The organism is Agromyces protaetiae (genome assembly GCF_004135405.1).
Taxonomy (GTDB): Bacteria; Actinomycetota; Actinomycetes; order Actinomycetales; family Microbacteriaceae; genus Agromyces; species Agromyces protaetiae.
The window spans coordinates 2609092-2626458 of the sequence record NZ_CP035491.1 but is presented as its reverse complement, the minus strand read 5'-3'; the positions used below and the strand labels follow the sequence as shown (position 1 = coordinate 2626458).

Annotated in this window: 14 protein-coding genes and 1 pseudogene; 2 read left to right on the top strand and 13 right to left on the bottom strand. The window is 69.6% G+C overall.

The annotated features are described in order from the left end of the window. Nucleotides 1-8 precede the first annotated feature (8 nt). The 6 genes from ET445_RS12180 to rplU form a co-directional block, all read right to left on the bottom strand. On the bottom strand, nt 9-221 hold the full coding sequence (locus ET445_RS12180; RefSeq protein ID WP_129191535.1) for a hypothetical protein: 213 nt from the start codon (nt 219-221) through the stop codon (nt 9-11). Nucleotides 222-285: 64 nt separating this feature from the next. Next, on the bottom strand, nt 286-1554 hold the full coding sequence (locus tag ET445_RS12175; RefSeq protein WP_129191534.1) for a glutamate-5-semialdehyde dehydrogenase: 1269 nt from the start codon (nt 1552-1554) through the stop codon (nt 286-288). A gap of 9 nt (nt 1555-1563) precedes the next feature. Continuing rightward, a complete protein-coding gene (proB, locus tag ET445_RS12170; protein WP_129192541.1) occupies nt 1564-2352 on the bottom strand; it encodes a glutamate 5-kinase in 789 nt (262 codons plus the stop codon). A gap of 26 nt (nt 2353-2378) precedes the next feature. Continuing rightward, on the bottom strand, nt 2379-3899 hold the full coding sequence (gene obgE, locus ET445_RS12165; protein WP_129191533.1) for a GTPase ObgE: 1521 nt from the start codon (nt 3897-3899) through the stop codon (nt 2379-2381). Nucleotides 3900-3991: 92 nt separating this feature from the next. Beyond that, complete coding sequence (rpmA, locus tag ET445_RS12160; RefSeq protein WP_129191532.1) at nt 3992-4249, bottom strand: 50S ribosomal protein L27; 258 nt, start codon at nt 4247-4249, stop codon at nt 3992-3994. A 21-nt stretch (nt 4250-4270) separates the two neighbouring features. After that, nucleotides 4271-4579: a 50S ribosomal protein L21 gene (rplU, locus tag ET445_RS12155; protein ID WP_129191531.1), complete on the bottom strand. Its 309-nt coding sequence runs from the start codon at nt 4577-4579 to the stop codon at nt 4271-4273. A 218-nt stretch (nt 4580-4797) separates the two neighbouring features. On the opposite strand from rplU, the gene ET445_RS12150 reads away from it, so the two are divergent. Further along, nucleotides 4798-5106 (top strand): DUF4031 domain-containing protein, encoded by a 309-nt coding sequence (locus ET445_RS12150; RefSeq protein ID WP_129191530.1) that lies wholly within the window; start codon nt 4798-4800, stop codon nt 5104-5106. Here ET445_RS12150 and ET445_RS12145 read toward each other — a convergent pair. Next, on the bottom strand, nt 5103-7829 hold the full coding sequence (locus ET445_RS12145) for an Rne/Rng family ribonuclease (protein ID WP_129191529.1): 2727 nt from the start codon (nt 7827-7829) through the stop codon (nt 5103-5105). The two genes, ET445_RS12150 and ET445_RS12145, sit on opposite strands and share 4 nt — an antisense overlap. A 279-nt stretch (nt 7830-8108) precedes the next feature. On the opposite strand from ET445_RS12145, the gene ET445_RS12140 reads away from it, so the two are divergent. Further along, on the top strand, nt 8109-8735 hold the full coding sequence (locus ET445_RS12140) for a vitamin K epoxide reductase family protein (RefSeq protein ID WP_129191528.1): 627 nt from the start codon (nt 8109-8111) through the stop codon (nt 8733-8735). A 99-nt stretch (nt 8736-8834) separates the two neighbouring features. Here ET445_RS12140 and ndk read toward each other — a convergent pair whose 3' ends face one another. The 6 genes and pseudogenes from ndk to ET445_RS18730 form a co-directional block, all read right to left on the bottom strand. After that, nucleotides 8835-9257 (bottom strand): nucleoside-diphosphate kinase, encoded by a 423-nt coding sequence (gene ndk, locus ET445_RS12135; RefSeq protein ID WP_129191527.1) that lies wholly within the window; start codon nt 9255-9257, stop codon nt 8835-8837. Further along, entirely contained in the window at nt 9254-9637 is a 384-nt protein-coding gene (locus ET445_RS12130; RefSeq protein WP_165314391.1) for a DUF4233 domain-containing protein, read from the bottom strand. The genes ndk and ET445_RS12130 overlap by 4 nt, the downstream gene beginning before the upstream one ends. After that, entirely contained in the window at nt 9634-11031 is a 1398-nt protein-coding gene (locus ET445_RS12125; protein ID WP_129191525.1) for a bifunctional folylpolyglutamate synthase/dihydrofolate synthase, read from the bottom strand. Before ET445_RS12125 ends, ET445_RS12130 begins: the two co-directional genes overlap by 4 nt. Next, nucleotides 11028-14335, bottom strand: a pseudogene (gene ileS / locus ET445_RS12120) (isoleucine--tRNA ligase). Before ileS ends, ET445_RS12125 begins: the two are co-directional and overlap by 4 nt. A 206-nt stretch (nt 14336-14541) precedes the next feature. Next, complete coding sequence (locus ET445_RS12115; protein WP_481725543.1) at nt 14542-16659, bottom strand: HAD-IC family P-type ATPase; 2118 nt, start codon at nt 16657-16659, stop codon at nt 14542-14544. Then, complete coding sequence (locus tag ET445_RS18730) at nt 16629-17276, bottom strand: HAD-IC family P-type ATPase (RefSeq protein ID WP_481725542.1); 648 nt, start codon at nt 17274-17276, stop codon at nt 16629-16631. Before ET445_RS18730 ends, ET445_RS12115 begins: the two co-directional genes overlap by 31 nt. Between the last annotated feature and the right edge of the window lie 91 nt (nt 17277-17367).

Below are 17367 nucleotides of genomic sequence, written 5' to 3'. Positions count from 1 at the left end.
CGACCGGTTCAGTGCCCGCCGTGTCCGTGCTCGTCGCCCGCGTGCCGTGCCGCGTAAGCCTCGGCCTTCGCGCGGTGACGGTTGGCGACGTCGCGGTACGAAAGGGTGACGAACCCGAGGGCGACGAAGATCGCGAAGGCGATAAGGCCGTAGAAGAACGGCTCGATCGGCAGCTCGCGTGCGTTCACCGATTCCGCGAGGACACTGGTCACCAGGCTCATTCAGCCGATCCTTTCGTTCAGCGCCGCGTCGGGCTCAGCGTGCGCTTCGGACATTCTAGCGAGATCACGCGCGCACGTGACCGGCGCCGCGCACGATCCACTTCGTGCTCGTGAGCTCGGGAAGCCCCATGGGACCGCGCGCGTGCAGCTTCTGCGTGGAGATGCCGACCTCGGCGCCGAATCCGAACTCGCCGCCGTCGGTGAACCGGGTCGACGCGTTGACCATGACGGCAGCCGAGTCGACCTCGTTGAGGAACCGCTCCGCGTTCGAGAGGTCGTTCGTCACGATCGACTCGGTGTGCTTCGTCGAGAACCGGCGGATGTGCGCAAGCGCGTCGTCGAGCGAGTCGACGATGCCGACCGAGAGGTCGAGGCTCATGTGCTCGGTCGCGAAGTCTTCGTCGGTGACGGGCGCGATGTCGGGACGGATGGCACGAACACGTTCGTCGCCGTGCACCGTGACACCGGATGCCTCGAGCCGGTCGAGCACGGCAGGCAGGAGCCGCTCGGCGGCGGCCCGGTGCACGAGCAAGGTCTCGAGCGCGTTGCACACGCTCGGGCGCTGCACCTTGGCGTTGTGGACGAGTTCGACCGCCCAGTCTTCGCGGGCGCTCTCGTCGAGGAACATGTGCACGACGCCCGCGCCGGTCTCGATGACGGGTACCTTCGCCTCGTCGACGACCGCACGGATGAGTGCTGCGCTCCCCCGCGGGATGAGCACGTCGACGTAGTCACGCGCCTGCATGAGGTGTCGCGCGCCCGCCCGCCCGTAGTCATCGACGGTCTGCACGGCGTCGCCGGGAAGTCCCGCGGCTTCGAACGCGGCACGCAGAACGGCCCGAAGGACGTCGTTGGTCTGCTCGGCCGCCGTGCCGCCGCGCAGGACGACCGCGTTGCCGCTCTTGAGCGCAAGCGAGGCGATGTCGACGGTGACGTTCGGGCGCGCCTCGTAGATCGCGCCGACGACGCCGAGCGGCACGCGGAGCTGGTCGATCCGCACCCCGCTCGGCAGGGTTCGGCCCGACACCGTCTGCCCGACGGGGTCGTCGAGCGCGACGACTTCGAGCACGGCGTCGGCGAGGGCGGCGATACGCCGCTCGTCGAGCGTCAGACGATCGAGGAGCCCGTCGGCGAGGCCGGAGGCGCGACCGGCGTCGAGATCGCGGAGGTTCGCCGCGACGATCTCGTCGGTGCGCTCCCGGAGGAGCCGGGACACATGCGCGAGCGCGGCATCCTTCTCGGCCGTCGTCGCAGTCGCCAGGCGACGCGACGCCTCTTTGGCAGCGGCCAGACGGGCGTCGAGGACGTCGGGATCGAGTTCGGGGTGCGCCATGCCCCAAGCTTAGGAGGCTGCGAGCGAGCCTTCGGCAGTGTGACGGTCTTCGGCCGGCTCGAACCAGGTGCCGACGTCGCGGCCCGCGAGCGCCTCGGCGACGAGGGACGTCGCGGTGATGAGCACAGCGGTGCCGGATGCCGCGGCGACGCGCGCTGCGGAGATCTTCGTCTCAGCGCCGCCCGTGCCGACTCCGGCGCTGCCGGTCGAGCCGATCTCGATGCCTTCGAGCGCGTCGCCCTGCGGAACGACGGCGATGCGCTCGGCGCCCGGGAGGTGCGGCGGCTTCGTGTAGAGCGCGTCGACGTCGGAGAGCAGCACGAGCAGTTCGGCGCCGACGAGTTCGGACACGAGCGCCGCGAGCCGGTCGTTGTCGCCGAAGCGGATCTCGTGTGTCGCGACGGTGTCGTTCTCGTTGACGATCGGCAGGATGCGGAGGCCGAGCAGGCGCTCCATCGCGCGCTGCGCGTTCTGGCGGTGACTCGGGTTCTCGAGGTCGCCCGCGGTCAAGAGCACCTGGCCGGCGACGATCCCGTAGCGGTCGAGCGAGTTCTGGTAGCGGAAGACGAGCAGGTTCTGGCCGACCGAAGCCGCGGCCTGCTGCGTTGCGAGATCGGTCGGGCGTTCTTCGAGCTTGAGGTACGGCATGCCCGTGGCGATGGCGCCCGATGAGACGAGCACGACCTCGGCCCCGCGCGCGTACGCCGCCGCAAGTGCGTCGACGAGCGGACCGATCTGCCCGGCGTTCGCACCCGAGATCGAAGACGAACCGACTTTGACGACGATGCGCGACGCCATCGGGATGTCGGCCGGGGTCAGCGGGGTCACTGTTCGACGTCCTCCTCGTCGTCGCTCCAGATGCCGGCCTCGCGCTCGCGCTCGAGTTCGGCTCGCGCCTCCGCCTTCGCGTCCATGCGGTCGTGGTAGGCGGCGCGCCGCTCCTCGCGCGTCGCGCGGCGGTTGTCGTCGAGACGGATGTCGGAGCCGCGCGGAGCCGTGATGAGCTCGGCCGTCGAGGTGAGGGTGGGCTCCCAGTCGAAGACGATGCCGCTGCCCGGGCCGATGATGACCGTCGAACCGGCCACCGCCCCGGCGCGCACGAGTTCGTCTTCGACGCCGAGTCGGGCGAGACGGTCGGCGAGGTAGCCCACGGCCTCGTCGTTGGCGAAGTCGGTCTGCTGCACCCAACGCTCAGGCTTCTGACCGAGGATGCGGTAGATGGTGCCGTACGAACCGCCCTCGGGGCGGACGACGAACGGCTTCGCGTCGACGGCCTTCGGGCGCATGACGATGCGCTCGGGGTCGGTGTTGGCGGCGGCGGCGATGCGGCGCGCCTCGTCGACCGTCTCGCCGAGGGCGAAGCCGAGCTGGCGAAGACCCTCGTGCGACACCGTCGAGATCTCGAACACGCGGTAGCCGCGGGACTCGAGCTCGGGCTTCACGAAGTCGGCGAGCTCGCGCGCCTCGGGCACGTCGATCTTGTTGAGCGCGACGAGCTGCGGACGCTCGATGAGCGGCGTCTGCCCTTCGGGCACCGGGTAGGCGGCGAGCTCGGCGAGGATGACGTCGAGGTCGCTGATCGGGTCGCGACCGGGCTCGAGCGTGGCACAGTCGAGCACGTGGAGGAGGGCGGAGCAGCGCTCGACGTGGCGGAGGAACTCGAGGCCGAGGCCCTTGCCCTCGCTCGCACCCTCGATGAGGCCGGGGACGTCGGCCACCGTGAACCGGTGGTCGCCCGCCTGCACGACGCCGAGGTTCGGGTGGAGGGTCGTGAAGGGGTAGTCGGCGATCTTCGGCCGCGCGGCCGACATCGCCGCGATGAGGCTCGACTTGCCCGCCGACGGGAAGCCGACGAAGGCGACGTCGGCGATGGTCTTGAGTTCGAGTGTGACCTCGCCCTCGTACCCGAGCGTGCCGAGCAGGGCGAAGCCCGGCGCCTTGCGCTTCGTGGTCGCGAGCGCGGCGTTGCCGAGGCCGCCCTGGCCGCCGGGCGCCGCGACGAAGCGCATGCCGGGCTCGGTGAGATCGGCGAGTTCGTTGCCGTTCTCGTCTTTGACGACGGTGCCGACGGGCACCGGAAGCTCGACGTCTTCGCCCATCGCGCCCGAACGGTTGTCGCCCTGACCGGGCTGGCCGTTCGGGGAAGTGCGGTGCGGGCGGCCGTGATACGCGAGGAGAGTCGTCACCTGGGGGTCGGCCACGAGCACGATGTCGCCGCCGTCGCCGCCGTTGCCGCCGTCGGGACCGGCGAGGGGCTTGAACTTCTCGCGCCGGACGGACACGCAGCCGTTGCCGCCGTGCCCCGCCTTGACGAAGAGGCGCACCTCGTCGACGAAGCTCACCATGCGTTCGCCCTCACTCTCTCGGACTCGACTGTGTCAGATGGAAACACGTGAGGGCGAGCCGAAGCCCGCCCTCACGAGAAACGTCGATCGGATTACTCGCCGACCGCCACGATGTTGACGACCTTGCGGCCGCCCTTCGCGCCGAACTCGACCGCGCCCGCCTCGAGGGCGAACAGCGTGTCGTCGCCGCCACGACCGACGCCTGCGCCGGGGTGGAAGTGCGTGCCGCGCTGACGGACGAGGATCTCGCCGGCCTTGACGACCTGACCGCCGAAGCGCTTCACGCCGAGGCGCTGGGCGTTCGAGTCACGACCGTTGCGAGTAGAGCTCGCTCCCTTTTTGTGTGCCATGGCTGTCTCTCCTCTTGGCCGTTACTTGATGCCGGTGACCTTGACGCGCGTGAGCTCCTGACGGTGGCCCTGACGCTTCTTGTAGCCGGTCTTGTTCTTGAACTTCTGGATGACGATCTTCGGACCGCGGAGGTCACCGAGGACCTCGGCCGTGACCTTGACCTTGGCGAGCGACGCCGCGTCGGACGTGATCTTGTCGCCGTCGACGAGGAGGACCGGCGTGAGTTCGACCTTGCCGTCCTTGCCTGCCTTGATGCGGTCCATCGTCACGATGGTGCCGACTTCGACCTTCTCCTGTCGACCGCCGGAGCGCACTACTGCGTAAACCACTTGTCGTACCTATCTCTGGGGAGCCCGTGCTCCGACTGATGATGGGGTGTCACTGCGCGGATGACCCCAGCGGGAAGGAGGGTCGTCACTGCCAGAAAACTGTGCGTGCACGCCGGGATAAGCGGCGGCACCAACGGTCGAGTTTACCGGATGCTTCTGAGCCGGTCAAACGCGCGCCACCGGCGAGTCGCACGGCCCTCCCTGCCTAGAATTCGGACATGACGGTGCTCATCGACCCGCCCCTCTGGCCGAAGCACGGCACGGTATGGGGCCACCTCGTGAGCGACTCGTCGCTCGCCGAACTCCACGAGTTCGCCGAACGGGCGGGGCTTCCGCCGAGGTCGTTCGATCTCGACCACTACGACGTGCCGATCGAGCGGTACGACGAGCTGGTCGAGCTCGGCGCGACCCCGGTCGAGGGCAAGGAACTCGCCCGCAGGCTGATTCACAGCGGACTCCGGGTTCCAACGCGCGAGCGCCAGGCCCGCCGCGAGCAGTTGCGCGCGACGGGCCCGGATCGCGCTTAGGACTGCGAGTCGTCGGCCGGCGGCTGCTCGCCGTCGACACGCACGATGACCGGCGCGCCCTCCGACGGGCTGAGGGCAGCCGTCGAAACACGACGGCTTCGACTGCGACCCGAACCGACGGGCTTCGAGGGCGGCAGCGCGTCGAGCACCGAGTCGAGCAGGTGCTCGGTGTCGGCTGCGACCGGGCGCGTGCGCTCACGAGGTTCGGGCAGGTCGCCGAGCGGCAGTTCGAGGAGCGGGATCGCGGCGCCGGACTCGACCGTCTCGGACGGATCGACGACGGCTTCGGTCGTGTCGGACTCGATCGCGACGCCCACGGCCACGACCGTCTCGTCGACCTCGACCTCGGTCGGTTCCGCTTCGGACGACGCTTCGGTCGTCTCGGCCTGCTGCGCTTCCCCGCGCGCCTCGCCGTTCGACCCTCCGCGCGACGACCGGCGACGGCCGCGCCGGTTCCGGCTGCGTCCCTCGCCGGGCTCGCCCTGCTGGGCGCCGGAGGCGCCCTGCTCGGCCGCACCCTCGGCAGGCGCGTCGGCCGAGACATCCGCCTGGCCGTTCTCGCCCTTGGGCTGGTCGTGACCGTGCGCGATCGTCGAGGCGGCGATCTGCGCGAGGGCGTGCTTGACGTCCTCGGTGATCTCGTGCGCACCGGCGTGCGCCTTCGCGGGCTCGGACTGCGCCTGCTGCTGCGCCGGCTGGTTCTGCTGGCCGCCGCGCTGACGACGGCGCTCGACGGGCTGCGCGGGAGCGCGGTGACGGGCGATGGGCTCGTGGTGCACGATGATGCCGCGACCTGCGCAGACCTCGCACGGCTCGCTGAACGACTCGAGGAGGCCGAGGCCGAGCTTCTTGCGCGTCATCTGCACGAGGCCGAGCGAGGTGACCTCGGCGACCTGGTGCTTCGTGCGGTCGCGGCTCAGGCACTCGACGAGACGGCGCAGCACGAGGTCGCGGTTGGACTCGAGCACCATGTCGATGAAGTCGACGACGATGATGCCGCCGATGTCGCGCAAGCGCAGTTGGCGCACGATCTCTTCAGCGGCCTCGAGGTTGTTCTTCGTGACGGTCTCTTCGAGGTTGCCGCCCGAGCCGACGAACTTGCCCGTGTTGACGTCGACGACCGTCATGGCCTCGGTGCGGTCGATGACGAGCGAGCCGCCCGACGGCAGCCAGACCTTGCGGTCGAGGGCCTTCTCGATCTGCTCGGTGATGCGGAACTCGTCGAACGAGTCGCGCTCGCCGGTGTACGCCTCGACTCGCTCGAGCAGGTCGGGCGCGACGGCGCGGAGGTAGCGCTCGATCGTCTCGCGCGCCTCGTCGCCCTCGATGATCATCTTCTGGAAGTCCTCGTTGAAGACGTCGCGGACGATCTTGACGAGCAGGTCGGGCTCGGAGTGCAGGAGTGCGGGCGCCTGCACCTTCTCGAGCTGCGCAGAGATGTCGCTCCACTGCGCGATGAGGCGATTGACGTCGAGCGTGAGCTGCTCTTCGGTCGCCCCCTCGGCCGCGGTGCGCACGATGACGCCCTGGTTCTCGGGCAGGACCTCTTTGAGGATCTTCTTCAGGCGCGCGCGCTCGGTGTCGGGGAGCTTGCGGCTGATGCCGTTCATCGACCCGTTGGGCACGTACACGAGGTAGCGGCCGGGCAGCGAGACCTGGCTCGTGAGACGTGCGCCCTTGTGGCCGACGGGGTCCTTCGTGACCTGGACGAGTACACGGTCGCCCGGCTTCAACGCGAGCTCGATGCGGCGCGGCTGGTTCTTCTCGCCGTTCTCGGCGGCGGCGTCCCAGTCGACCTCGCCCGAGTAGAGCACGGCGTTGCGGCCGCGGCCGATGTCGACGAACGCGGCCTCCATGCTCGGAAGGACGTTCTGCACGCGGCCGAGATAGACGTTGCCGATGAGCGAGGCGTCTTGATTGCGCGCGACGTAGTGCTCGACGAGCACGTTGTCTTCGAGCACGCCGATCTGGATGCGACCGTTCTTCTGGCGGACGACCATCTCGCGGTCGACGGCCTCGCGACGCGCGAGGAACTCGGCCTCGGTGATGACCGCGCGTCGGCGGCCCGCGTCGCGGCCGTCGCGACGGCGCTGCTTCTTGGCCTCGAGTCGCGTCGAGCCCTTGACTCGCTGCGGCTCGGTGATGAGCTCGGGCTCGCGCGGCGTCCGGACCTTGACGATCGTGTTGGCGGGTTCGTCGCCCGTCGGGCCCCCCTCTTCGCCGGAGCGGCGACGGGCGCGACGACGCACGGTCGACCCGGCCTCGCCGGCCGGCTCGGGGCGCTCGCCGCGCTCGGGTCGTTCAGGCCGGTCGGGCACGATGAGCACGGGCGGCGCGCGGAAGATGAGCGCGGTCGTCGTGAGACCCGCCGGAATGGGTTCGAAGATCGGGTCGAGCGCGGCCTCGACGGCGGGCTCCTCCGTCTGAGCGACACCGTCGTCGTCGGACTCGGATGTCTCGGCGGACTCGTTCTCGACGGTCGCGGCTGCCTCGGGCGTCGCCGTCGTGTCTTCGACGGTCACCGCTTCGTCAGCCGACGTCGCCTCGACGGGAATCGGCGCAGCCGCGGCATCGGTCTCCCCCGTGACCTCCGTCGCAGTGCTCGGGATCACCTGCACCCGGCGGCCGCGCGATCGCCGTGAGCCGAAGAGCCCGCCGCGTCGCTTGCCGCCCGTGGCGTCTTCGCCGGTGTCGTTTCTCTGCTGGTCGTTGCCTTCCACCATCTCTGGTGCACTCCTAGCCGGTTTCGATGGCCGCGCCATCCTCCCGGAAATCCTCGGAGCGATGCTGCGCTTCGCGCTGCATCGCCGAACCTTCATCTGCGAGCGATCATGGACCGCTCGCTCCACTTGTCACGTGCGTTGCGGTGCCTTCACCGCAGTACGGATGCGTCGCATCCTCAAAGCTTTCGTCTGCGCCGTGCCGGGCGCGGCCCGGACGACTCATTCGATTATCGCATGCTTGCACATGGCACGCCGGATAGGGCGTGCCATAATCCGAGCATGGTCGACTCCCCCGCACCCGAACGCAAGCGCGCCCTCGGGATCTTCCTGCTCGTCGCGGGCGCCCTCGGGCTCCTCGCGGCGTTCGAACTCTCACTCGAGAAGGTGCTCACGCTCGCCGACCCGTCGCACGTGCCCTCGTGCAACGTCGGCGTTCTCGTCGGCTGCAGCACCAATCTCGCGTCGTGGCAGGGATCGGTCTTCGGCTTCCCGAACCCCTTCATCGGCATGATGGCCTGGCCCGTCGTCATCACGATCGCCGTCGCACTCATCTCGGGCGTGCGATTCCCGCGCTGGATCTGGATCGGCCTCAACATCGGTGTCTTCGGCGCCCTGATCTTCGTCGGCTGGCTCATCGCGCAGTCGGTCTACGTCCTCGACGTGCTGTGCCCCTGGTGCATGCTCACGTGGGCCGTCACCATTCCGACCTTCTGGGCTGTGACACTCGACAACCTCCGCGAGGGGCGCATTCCCGCCTCGACCCGCGTGCGACGACTCGCGGGCGCGTGGTTCGGGTGGATCACCGTCATCACGCTCGTCTGCTACGTCGTCGTGATCCTGCTCGCTCAGGTGCAGATGAACGCGATCCCGCGAGTGCTCCTCGATCTCCAGCACGCGTTCGGGTGATCGCGGGCGACCCGCTCGCGCGCGATGAAACGGCGAAGGCCGGCCCCCAGTACGGGACCGGCCCTCGATCATCACGGCAGAAGCGCCGCCGGGCGCCGCTCAGGCGAACCAGAGCGCGAGTTCGCGCTCGGCCGATTCGACCGAGTCGGACCCGTGCACGAGGTTCTGCTGAACCTTGAGGCCCCAATCGCGGCCGAAGTCGCCGCGGATCGTGCCGGGAGCGGCTGTCGTCGGGTCGGTCGCGCCCGCGAGCGAACGGAAGCCCTCGATGACGCGATTGCCGGCGATGCGCATCGCGACGACCGGTCCCGACTCCATGAACTCGACGAGCGGCTCGTAGAACGGCTTGCCCTCGTGCTCGGCGTAATGCTTCGCGAGGAGGTCGCGATCTGCCTGCACGAGCTTCAGGTCGACGAGCGAGTAGCCCTTCGCCTCGATGCGGCGGAGGATCTCGCCGGTGAGGTTGCGCGCGACGCCGTCGGGCTTGACGAGGACGAGGGTCTCTTCGATGGCGGTGGTCATGCCGATTCCTTTCCGGCCGCCTCGTGGGCGGCCTTCTCTCGATCGATTCGCGCGCCGACGATCATGCAGTAGGCCCACATGACGCCGAACAGCGCCCCGACGATGAACATCGCCGGGTTGAGGATGCCGGAGACGAACACGAGCCCCTGCACGGCCCAGCCGAGCCAGAAGGCCCACCGGTGGCGCAGGAGCGCGATCGTCGCGACGAGGAGGACGAGGACGATGCCGCCCGCGACGAGAAGCGACCAACGGGGCAGGCCGAACGGCGTGTCGCCGTCGACGGTGAGGCCCCACAGGACGAGCGCGGCGAGGAAGATCACGATCGCCTCGAACGCGAGCACGATCGAGGCGAGGCTCGCCTGCACCGACCCGCGGTTCACGCGCGGCCCCATCCGCGGTCACCCGCGTAGGCGAGGGCGTCGCCGACGAGGGTGATCGAGCCGGTCACGACGACGCCGCGCCCCGGCTCTTCGCCCGCCCAGTCGCGCGCGGCCTCGAGAGCGTCTTCAAGACGGTCGAGCTCTTGCACGCGCTCGGAGCCGACGACGGATGCCACGAGCTGCGCCAGACGCGCGGCCGGAACCGCCCGGTCGGAGGCCGACTGCGTCACGAGGAAGCGCGCGTCGGTCGCCGCAAGCGCCCGCACGATGCCCTCGGCGTCCTTGTCGCCGAGGACGCCGAGCACGATGACCAGCTCGGCGAAGTCGAAGTACTCGTCGAGGGCGGCGACGAGCGACTCTGCGCCGTGCGGGTTGTGGGCGGCGTCGACGATGATCGTCGGCTCGCTCGCGATCCGCTGGAGGCGCCCGGGCGATGTCGCGCCCGCGAGCCCCTCCTGAACGACGTCGTCGGCGAGCGGCACGGTGCCGCCGCCCAGGAACGACTCGACGGCGGCGATCGCGAGGGCCGCGTTGTCGGCCTGGTAGCGGCCGAAGAGCGGCAGCGGGACATCCCGATACTCCCCCGCGAGCCCGCGCACCGACACGACCTGCCCGCCGACCGCGACCGTGCTTTCGAGCACGGCGAACGCGCCGCCCTCGATCGCGAGGCTCGCGTCGGTCGCGGTCGCGACCTCGCTCAGGACGGCGAGCGCCTCGGGCGCTTGGAACGCGGTGACGACGGATGCCCCGGGCTTGATGATGCCCGCCTTGGTGCGGGCGATCTCGGCGATCGTCGTTCCGAGCCGCGGAACATGGTCGAGTGCGATGGGCGTGAACACGGCGACCTCGCCGTCGGCGACGTTCGTCGAGTCCCACTCGCCGCCCATGCCGACCTCGAGCACGACGACGTCGACGGGGGCGTCGGCGAACACCGCGAATGCGAGTACCGTGAGCGCCTCGAAGAACGTCAGCCGGGCTTCGCCCTTCGCCTCGAGTTCGGCGTCGACGATGCCGACGTAGGGCGCGATCTCATCCCAGATGCGGGCGACGTCGGCGTCGGCGACGGGGAGCCCGTCGACCTGGATGCGCTCGGTGAACCGCTCGAGGTGGGGGCTCGTCAGGAGGCCCGTGCGAAGCCCGCTCGCGCGGAGCAGGCTCTCGATGACGCGCGCCGTCGTCGTCTTGCCGTTCGTGCCCGTCAGGTGGATGACGGGCGCGGCCCGGTGCGGGTCGCCGAGGAGTTCGACCGCGCGCCGGGTTGCGTCGAGTCGGTGCTCGGGGGCCTGCTCGCCGATGCGCGAGAGGAGTTCGACATAGACGGCGTCGGCCGCGTCGCGCGCGGCGGTGTCGTCGAGGTCGGCGAGGTCGCCGTCGAGGTCGTCGAATCCGCTCATGCCCGCTCCACTCCGATCGTCACGCGTGTGCCGCCCGCGAGGGGCTGGAGGCCGGATGCCTCGTCAACGCCGAGCTCGCCGAGCGAGACCGTCGTCGCGAGCGTCTCGCCGGCGATGAGGTCGCGATACGACTCGGCTGCGCCGAGCGAGTCGGCGTCGAGTGCGAGCGTCAATGAGATGCGGTCGCCGACCTCGAGGCCCGCGGCCTTCCGCGCGTCTTGCACGGCGCGGATGAGGTCGCGTGCGATGCCTTCCGCCTCGAGCTCGGGCGTCGTCGCCGTGTCGAGCAGCACGAAGCCGCCGTCGGCGAGGAGACCGAGCACCGACTCGCCGTCGCCCGAGGCGGCGGCTTCGAGCACGAGCTCGTACTCGGCCGGCTCGAGCGCGATGCCGCCCGCGACGATCGTGTCGCCGTCGAGCGACCAGTCACCGGCACGAGCCGCCTGGATCGCCTGCTGCACCTGCTTGCCGAGGCGCGGGCCGGCCGCACGGGCGTTGACCGTGAGCCGCTTCGTCACGCCGTAGCGCTCGGCGCTCTCACTGTCGAGCTGCACGATCTCGACGGCCTTGACGTTGAGCTCATCGCGCAGGATCGACTCGAACGGCGCGAGCCCCGAGGCATCCGCCGTCACGACCGTGAGCTTCGCGAGCGGAAGACGCACGCGGCGACCGGCCTGCTTGCGGAGCGCGAGCGCCGTCGACGAGATCTCGCGCACGGCGTCCATCGCCGCGACGAGCGCCGGGTCGGCGGGGAACTCGCTCGCGTCGGGCCAGTCTTCCAGGTGCACGCTGCGCCCGCCCGTGAGGCCGCGCCAGACCTGCTCGGTCACGAGCGGGAGGAGCGGGGCGGCGAGGCGGGCGAAGGTCTCGAGCACCGTGTAGAGGGTGTCGAACGCTTCGGAACCGTTGCCGTCGGCGTCGACACCCGACCAGAACCGGTCGCGCGAGCGACGCACGTACCAGTTCGTCAGCACGTCGGCGAAGTCGCGGAGCTTCTGCGCCGCGAGCGTCGAGTCGAACGCCTCGAAATCGGCCGCGACGTCGTCGACGAGGTCGCCGAGCTTCGCGAGCAGGTAGCGGTCGAGCACGTCGGTCGAGTCGGTGCGCCGGGATGCCTCGTAACCGCCCTCACTCGCCGTGTTGGCGTAGAGGGAGAAGAAGTACCACGTGCTCCAGAGCGGGAGCATGACCTGGCGGACGCCCTCGCGGATGCCCTCCTCGGTCACGACGAGGTTGCCGCCGCGCAGCACCGAGCTCGACATGAGGAACCAGCGCATGGCGTCGGAGCCGTCGCGGTCGAACACCTCGTTGACGTCGGGGTAGTTGCGCAGCGACTTCGACATCTTCTGCCCGTCGCTGCCGAGCACGATGCCGTGGCTCACGACGTTGCGGTACGCCGGACGGTCGAAGAGCGCCGTCGACAGCACGTGCATGACGTAGAACCAGCCGCGCGTCTGCCCGATGTACTCGACGATGAAGTCGGCCGGGTGGTGCGTGTCGAACCACTCGCGGTTCTCGAAGGGGTAATGCACCTGTGCGAAGGGCATCGAACCCGAGTCGAACCACACGTCGAGCACGTCGGGGATCCGCCGCATCACGCTCTTGCCCGTGGGATCGTCGGGGTTCGGGCGCGTGAGCTCGTCGATGTACGGGCGGTGCAGGTCGGGCTCGCCCGCGCCGTTCAGCGGCATGCGGCCGAAGTCGCGCTCGAGCTCTTCGAGCGAGCCGTACACGTCGATGCGCGGGTAGTCGGGGTCGTCGCTCTTCCACACGGGGATGGGCGAGCCGAAGTACCGGTTGCGGCTGATCGACCAGTCGCGGGCGCCCGCGACCCACTTGCCGAACTGCCCGTCTTTGACGTTCTCGGGCACCCAGGAGATCTCTTGATTGAGCTCGCCCATGCGGTCGCGGAACTCGGGCACCTTCACGAACCAGCTCGAAACGGCCTTGTAGATGAGGGGGTTCCGGCAGCGCCAGCAGTGCGGGTAGGAGTGCTCGTAGCTCGCCTGGCGGAGCAGGCGGCCTTCGGCCTTGAGGAGCTGCGTCAGCGGCTTGTTCGCGTCGCTCCAGAGCTGCCCCGCGACATCCGTCACGACCGGCAGGAACTTGCCGCCGTCGTCGAGCGAGAGGACGACAGGGATGCCCGCCGCCTCGCACGCCTTCTGGTCTTCTTCGCCGTAGGCGGGCGCCTGGTGCACGATGCCCGTGCCGTCCTCGGTCGTGACGTAGTCGGCGACGAGGATCTTCCACGCGTTCTGGAGGCCGTACTCCTCGACGTCGGCGTAGTAGTCGAAGAGCCGGTCGTACGTCACGTCTTCGAGGTCGGCGCCGCGCACGGTGCGCGACACCGCCGCGCGCGCGTCGTCGGCCGAGTCGTAGCCGAGGTCTTTCGCGTAGTTGCCGACGAGGTCGATCGCGATGAGGTACTCGGCCGAGAGGACCTCGGTGTCGGATGACTCGTCGCCGGCGTCTTCTCGGAGCACGGTCGCGTCGGGCGTGCCGTTCGGGCCCGCGGGCACGACGGCGTACTGGATGTCGGGGCCGACCGCGAGGGCGAAGTTCGTCGGGAGGGTCCACGGCGTCGTCGTCCACGCGAGGGCGCGCACGGCCGTGAGCCCGAGCGACTCGGCCTTCGCGCCCGTGAGGGGGAACGTGACCGTGACGGTCTGGTCTTGGCGCATCTTGTAGACGTCGTCGTCCATGCGGAGCTCGTGGTTCGACAGCGGCGTCTGGTCGCGCCAGCAGTACGGCAGCACGCGGTAGCCCTCGTAGGCGAGGCCTTTCTCGTAGAGCTGCTTGAACGCCCACACGACCGACTCCATGAAGGTCACGTCGAGCGTCTTGTAGTCGTGCTCGAAGTCGACCCAACGCGCCTGGCGCGTGACGTACTCCTGCCACTCCTTCGTGTAGCGGAGCACGGAGTCGCGCGCGGCCTGATTGAAGGCGGCGAGACCCATCTCTTCGATCTGGCTCTTGTCGGTGATGCCGAGCTGCCGCTCGGCCTCGAGCTCTGCGGGAGGCCGTGCGTGTCCCACCCGAAGCGGCGGTGCACCTGCTTGCCGCGCATCGTCTGGAATCGCGGGAACAGGTCTTTGGCGTACCCCGTGAGGAGATGGCCGTAGTGCGGGAGGCCGTTCGCGAATGGCGGGCCGTCGTAGAACACCCACTCGGGGGCGCCTTCGCGCTCGTCGATGGAGGCCTGGAAGGTGCCGTCGGCCTTCCAGTACGCCAGAACGTCTTGCTCGATGGCGGGGAAGCTCGGCGAAGGGTTCACGCCGTGGTCGTCTGGGGTGCGCGGGTACACGCTCGCTCCTTGTTGCGGGACGGATGCCTGCACGAGGACGCCACCGGCTCGATCGAGCCGCTGCCGCGGTACCACCTCGCTTGCCCCGGGCGAACCCGGGACCACTCGTCGGTCGGCTGTGACGGGCCGCCCCGTTCGGTTCTACTGACGATCGCTCGCGTTCTTCCGAAGACTCCCCGGTGATGGCCGGATCGATGTCGGTACGGTCATCCTACCGCGTCGAGCCGGCGGGCCGACGACCGCTCCCGAACCCGCCCGAGCCATTTCACCAGCTCGACGAGGAGGAAGATCACGATCGCCAGGGCGATCGTGAGCCCCCACTCGCGGATGCCGATGGGCGCCGACCGGAACCAGTCGTGCATGAACGGCGCGTACACGAAGACGAGTTGCAGCACGACGAGCGCGAGCGTCGACCACCAGACCGCGACGTTCCCGCGGAAGACCGCGAATGTGAGGCCCGACCGGTCGAGGAACCGGCAGTTGAAGAGGTACGCGAGCTGCCCGGTCGCGAGCATCGTGACCGCCGTGGTCTGCGCCTCGGCCATGCCGGCGCCCTGCCCTCGTTCGAAGTAGAACACTCCGAGCGCCGCGCCGCCGATGAGGATCGAGACCACGATGATCCGTCTGATGGCGGCCGCGCTCAATATCCCGGCCTTCACATCGCGGGGCTTGCGGTCCATGATGTCGTGTTCGGCGCGCTCATTGGCGAGGGCGAGCGAGAGGGTCACGCCAGTGACCATGTTGATCCACAGCACCTGCACGGGCGCGAGCGGGAGTGCGAGGCCCGCGAGCACGGCGATCAGGATGACGAGCGACTGCGCGCCGTTCGTCGGCAGTAGGAAGAGCAGCGACTTCCGGAGGTTGTCGTAGATGCGCCGGCCCTCTTCGACCGCCCGCTCGATCGTCGCGAAGTTGTCGTCGGCGAGCACGACCTCGGCGGCTTCCTTCGTGGCATCCGTGCCCTTGATGCCCATGGCGACGCCGACGTCGGCCTGCGTGAGCGCCGGTGCGTCGTTGACGCCGTCGCCCGTCATGGCGACGACCTCGCCGTGATGCTGCAGCGCCGAGACGATGCGGATCTTGTGCTCGGGGCTCGTGCGCGCGTACACGTCGACGTCGCGCACGACGGCGCGGAGTTCGTCGTCGTCCATCGCCTCGAGCTCGGCGCCCGTCAGCACCTTCGTGCCCGGGGCCGCGATGCCCATCTCGCGTCCGATCGCCAGGGCGGTGCCCGCGTGGTCGCCCGTGATCATCTTCACGCGGATGCCCGCCGACTTGCAGATCGCGATCGCGTCGATCGCCTCCGGCCGAGGCGGGTCGACGATGCCGACGAGCCCGATGAGTTCGAGGCCCGTTTCGATGTCGTCGTGGTCGACTTCGGATGCTCCGGATGCCGCGGGCTTCCGCGCCGCCGCGAGCACACGCAGACCGCGGTCGCCGATCTCGTCGATCTGCGCCTCCCAGAATGCGCGGTCGATGGGTTCGCGGCTGCCGTCGGCGGCGGTCTGGGACGTGCATCGGTCGAGCACGCGGTCGGGTGCGCCCTTGACGAGGATCGCACGCGCATCGGCTCCGATGTGCTCGGGTTCGACGAGCACCGCCATGTACTTGTTCTCGGACTCGAAGGGGATGACGGCGATGCGCTCCCACCCTGCACGGTCGAAGCCGGCCTTCATGCCGAGCACTCGAAGCGACCCCTCGGTGGGTTCGCCGACGAGGCGCCACTGGCCGCCGTCCTCTTCGACGCGGGCGTCGTTGCAGAGCGACATGACCTCGATGAGCGCAGCGAGCTCGGCGTGCGCGGCAGGGTCGATCCCCGCGTCGCCGATCGAGATCGTGCCGTGGGGGGCGTAGCCCGCGCCCGACACCGAGTACTCGTGGGCCGCTGTGCGCACGACGCGCGCGGTCATCTCGTTCTTCGTGAGCGTGCCGGTCTTGTCGGAGCAGATCGTCGACACCGACCCGAGGGTTTCGACGGCGGCGAGCTTGCGTGTGATCGCGTTCCGCCTCGCCATCTGCTGCACGCCGAGCGCGAGCGTAATCGTGACGAGCGCGGGAAGGCCCTCAGGCACGGCTGCGACCGCGAAGCCGATCGCCGCCGAGACGAGCTCGGCGAAGTCCCACTGGTAGACGAGCCACCCCACGAGCACGAGGATGACGGTCGCGCCGAGGATCAGGTAGGCGAGTTTCGTGCCGAACGAGGCGAGCGTCTTCGTGAGCGGCGTCTCGAGGGTCTCGACCTCGGAGATCATCGTCTGGATGCGCCCGATCTCGGTGCGGGGCCCGGTGCCGGTCACGATCGCGGTGCCGGTGCCCGCCGACACGATCGTCCCGAGAAGAGCATGTCGGAGCGGTCGCCGACGCCTGCGTCGGCGGGCACGACGTCGACGCTCTTCGCCGACGGCACCGACTCGCCCGTGAGCGCCGACTCCTCGACGCGGAGGTTCACCGACTCGAGCAGTCGCACGTCGGCGGGCACGCGGTCGCCCGATCGCACACGCACGACGTCGCCTGGGACGAGCTCTTCGGCCTCGACCGTCGACCACACGCCGTCGCGCCTGGCCTGCGCATTGACCGACAGCATGTCCTTGATGCCGTCGATCGCGCGCTCCGCGCGGCCCTCCTGGATGATGCCGATGCCCGCGTTGATGAGGGCGACGGCGAGGATGACGGTGAAGTCGATCCAGTCGCCGATGATCGCCTTCAGCACCGCCGCGACCAGCAGGATGTAGATGAGCACGTCGTTGAAGTGCGCGAGTGCGCGGATGATCCAGGGCTTGCGGGGCGGCGGATCGAGACGATTCGGACCGACCTCGGCCAAGCGCTCCTTCGCCTCGTGCGCGGGCAGTCCGATCTCGGAAGCGTCGAGCCGTTCGACGACCGCGTCGGCGTCGAGCGCCCACGGTGCCTCGATCGCGAATCGCGACGCGGATGCGGTCACTCCGCCCGCTGCGTGCGCGGCACCGCCAGCCGCCGTCACCGCTCGCCGCCGCTGATCGCGCGTGTCGCCGTCGTGGAACCCCTGGTCTGCA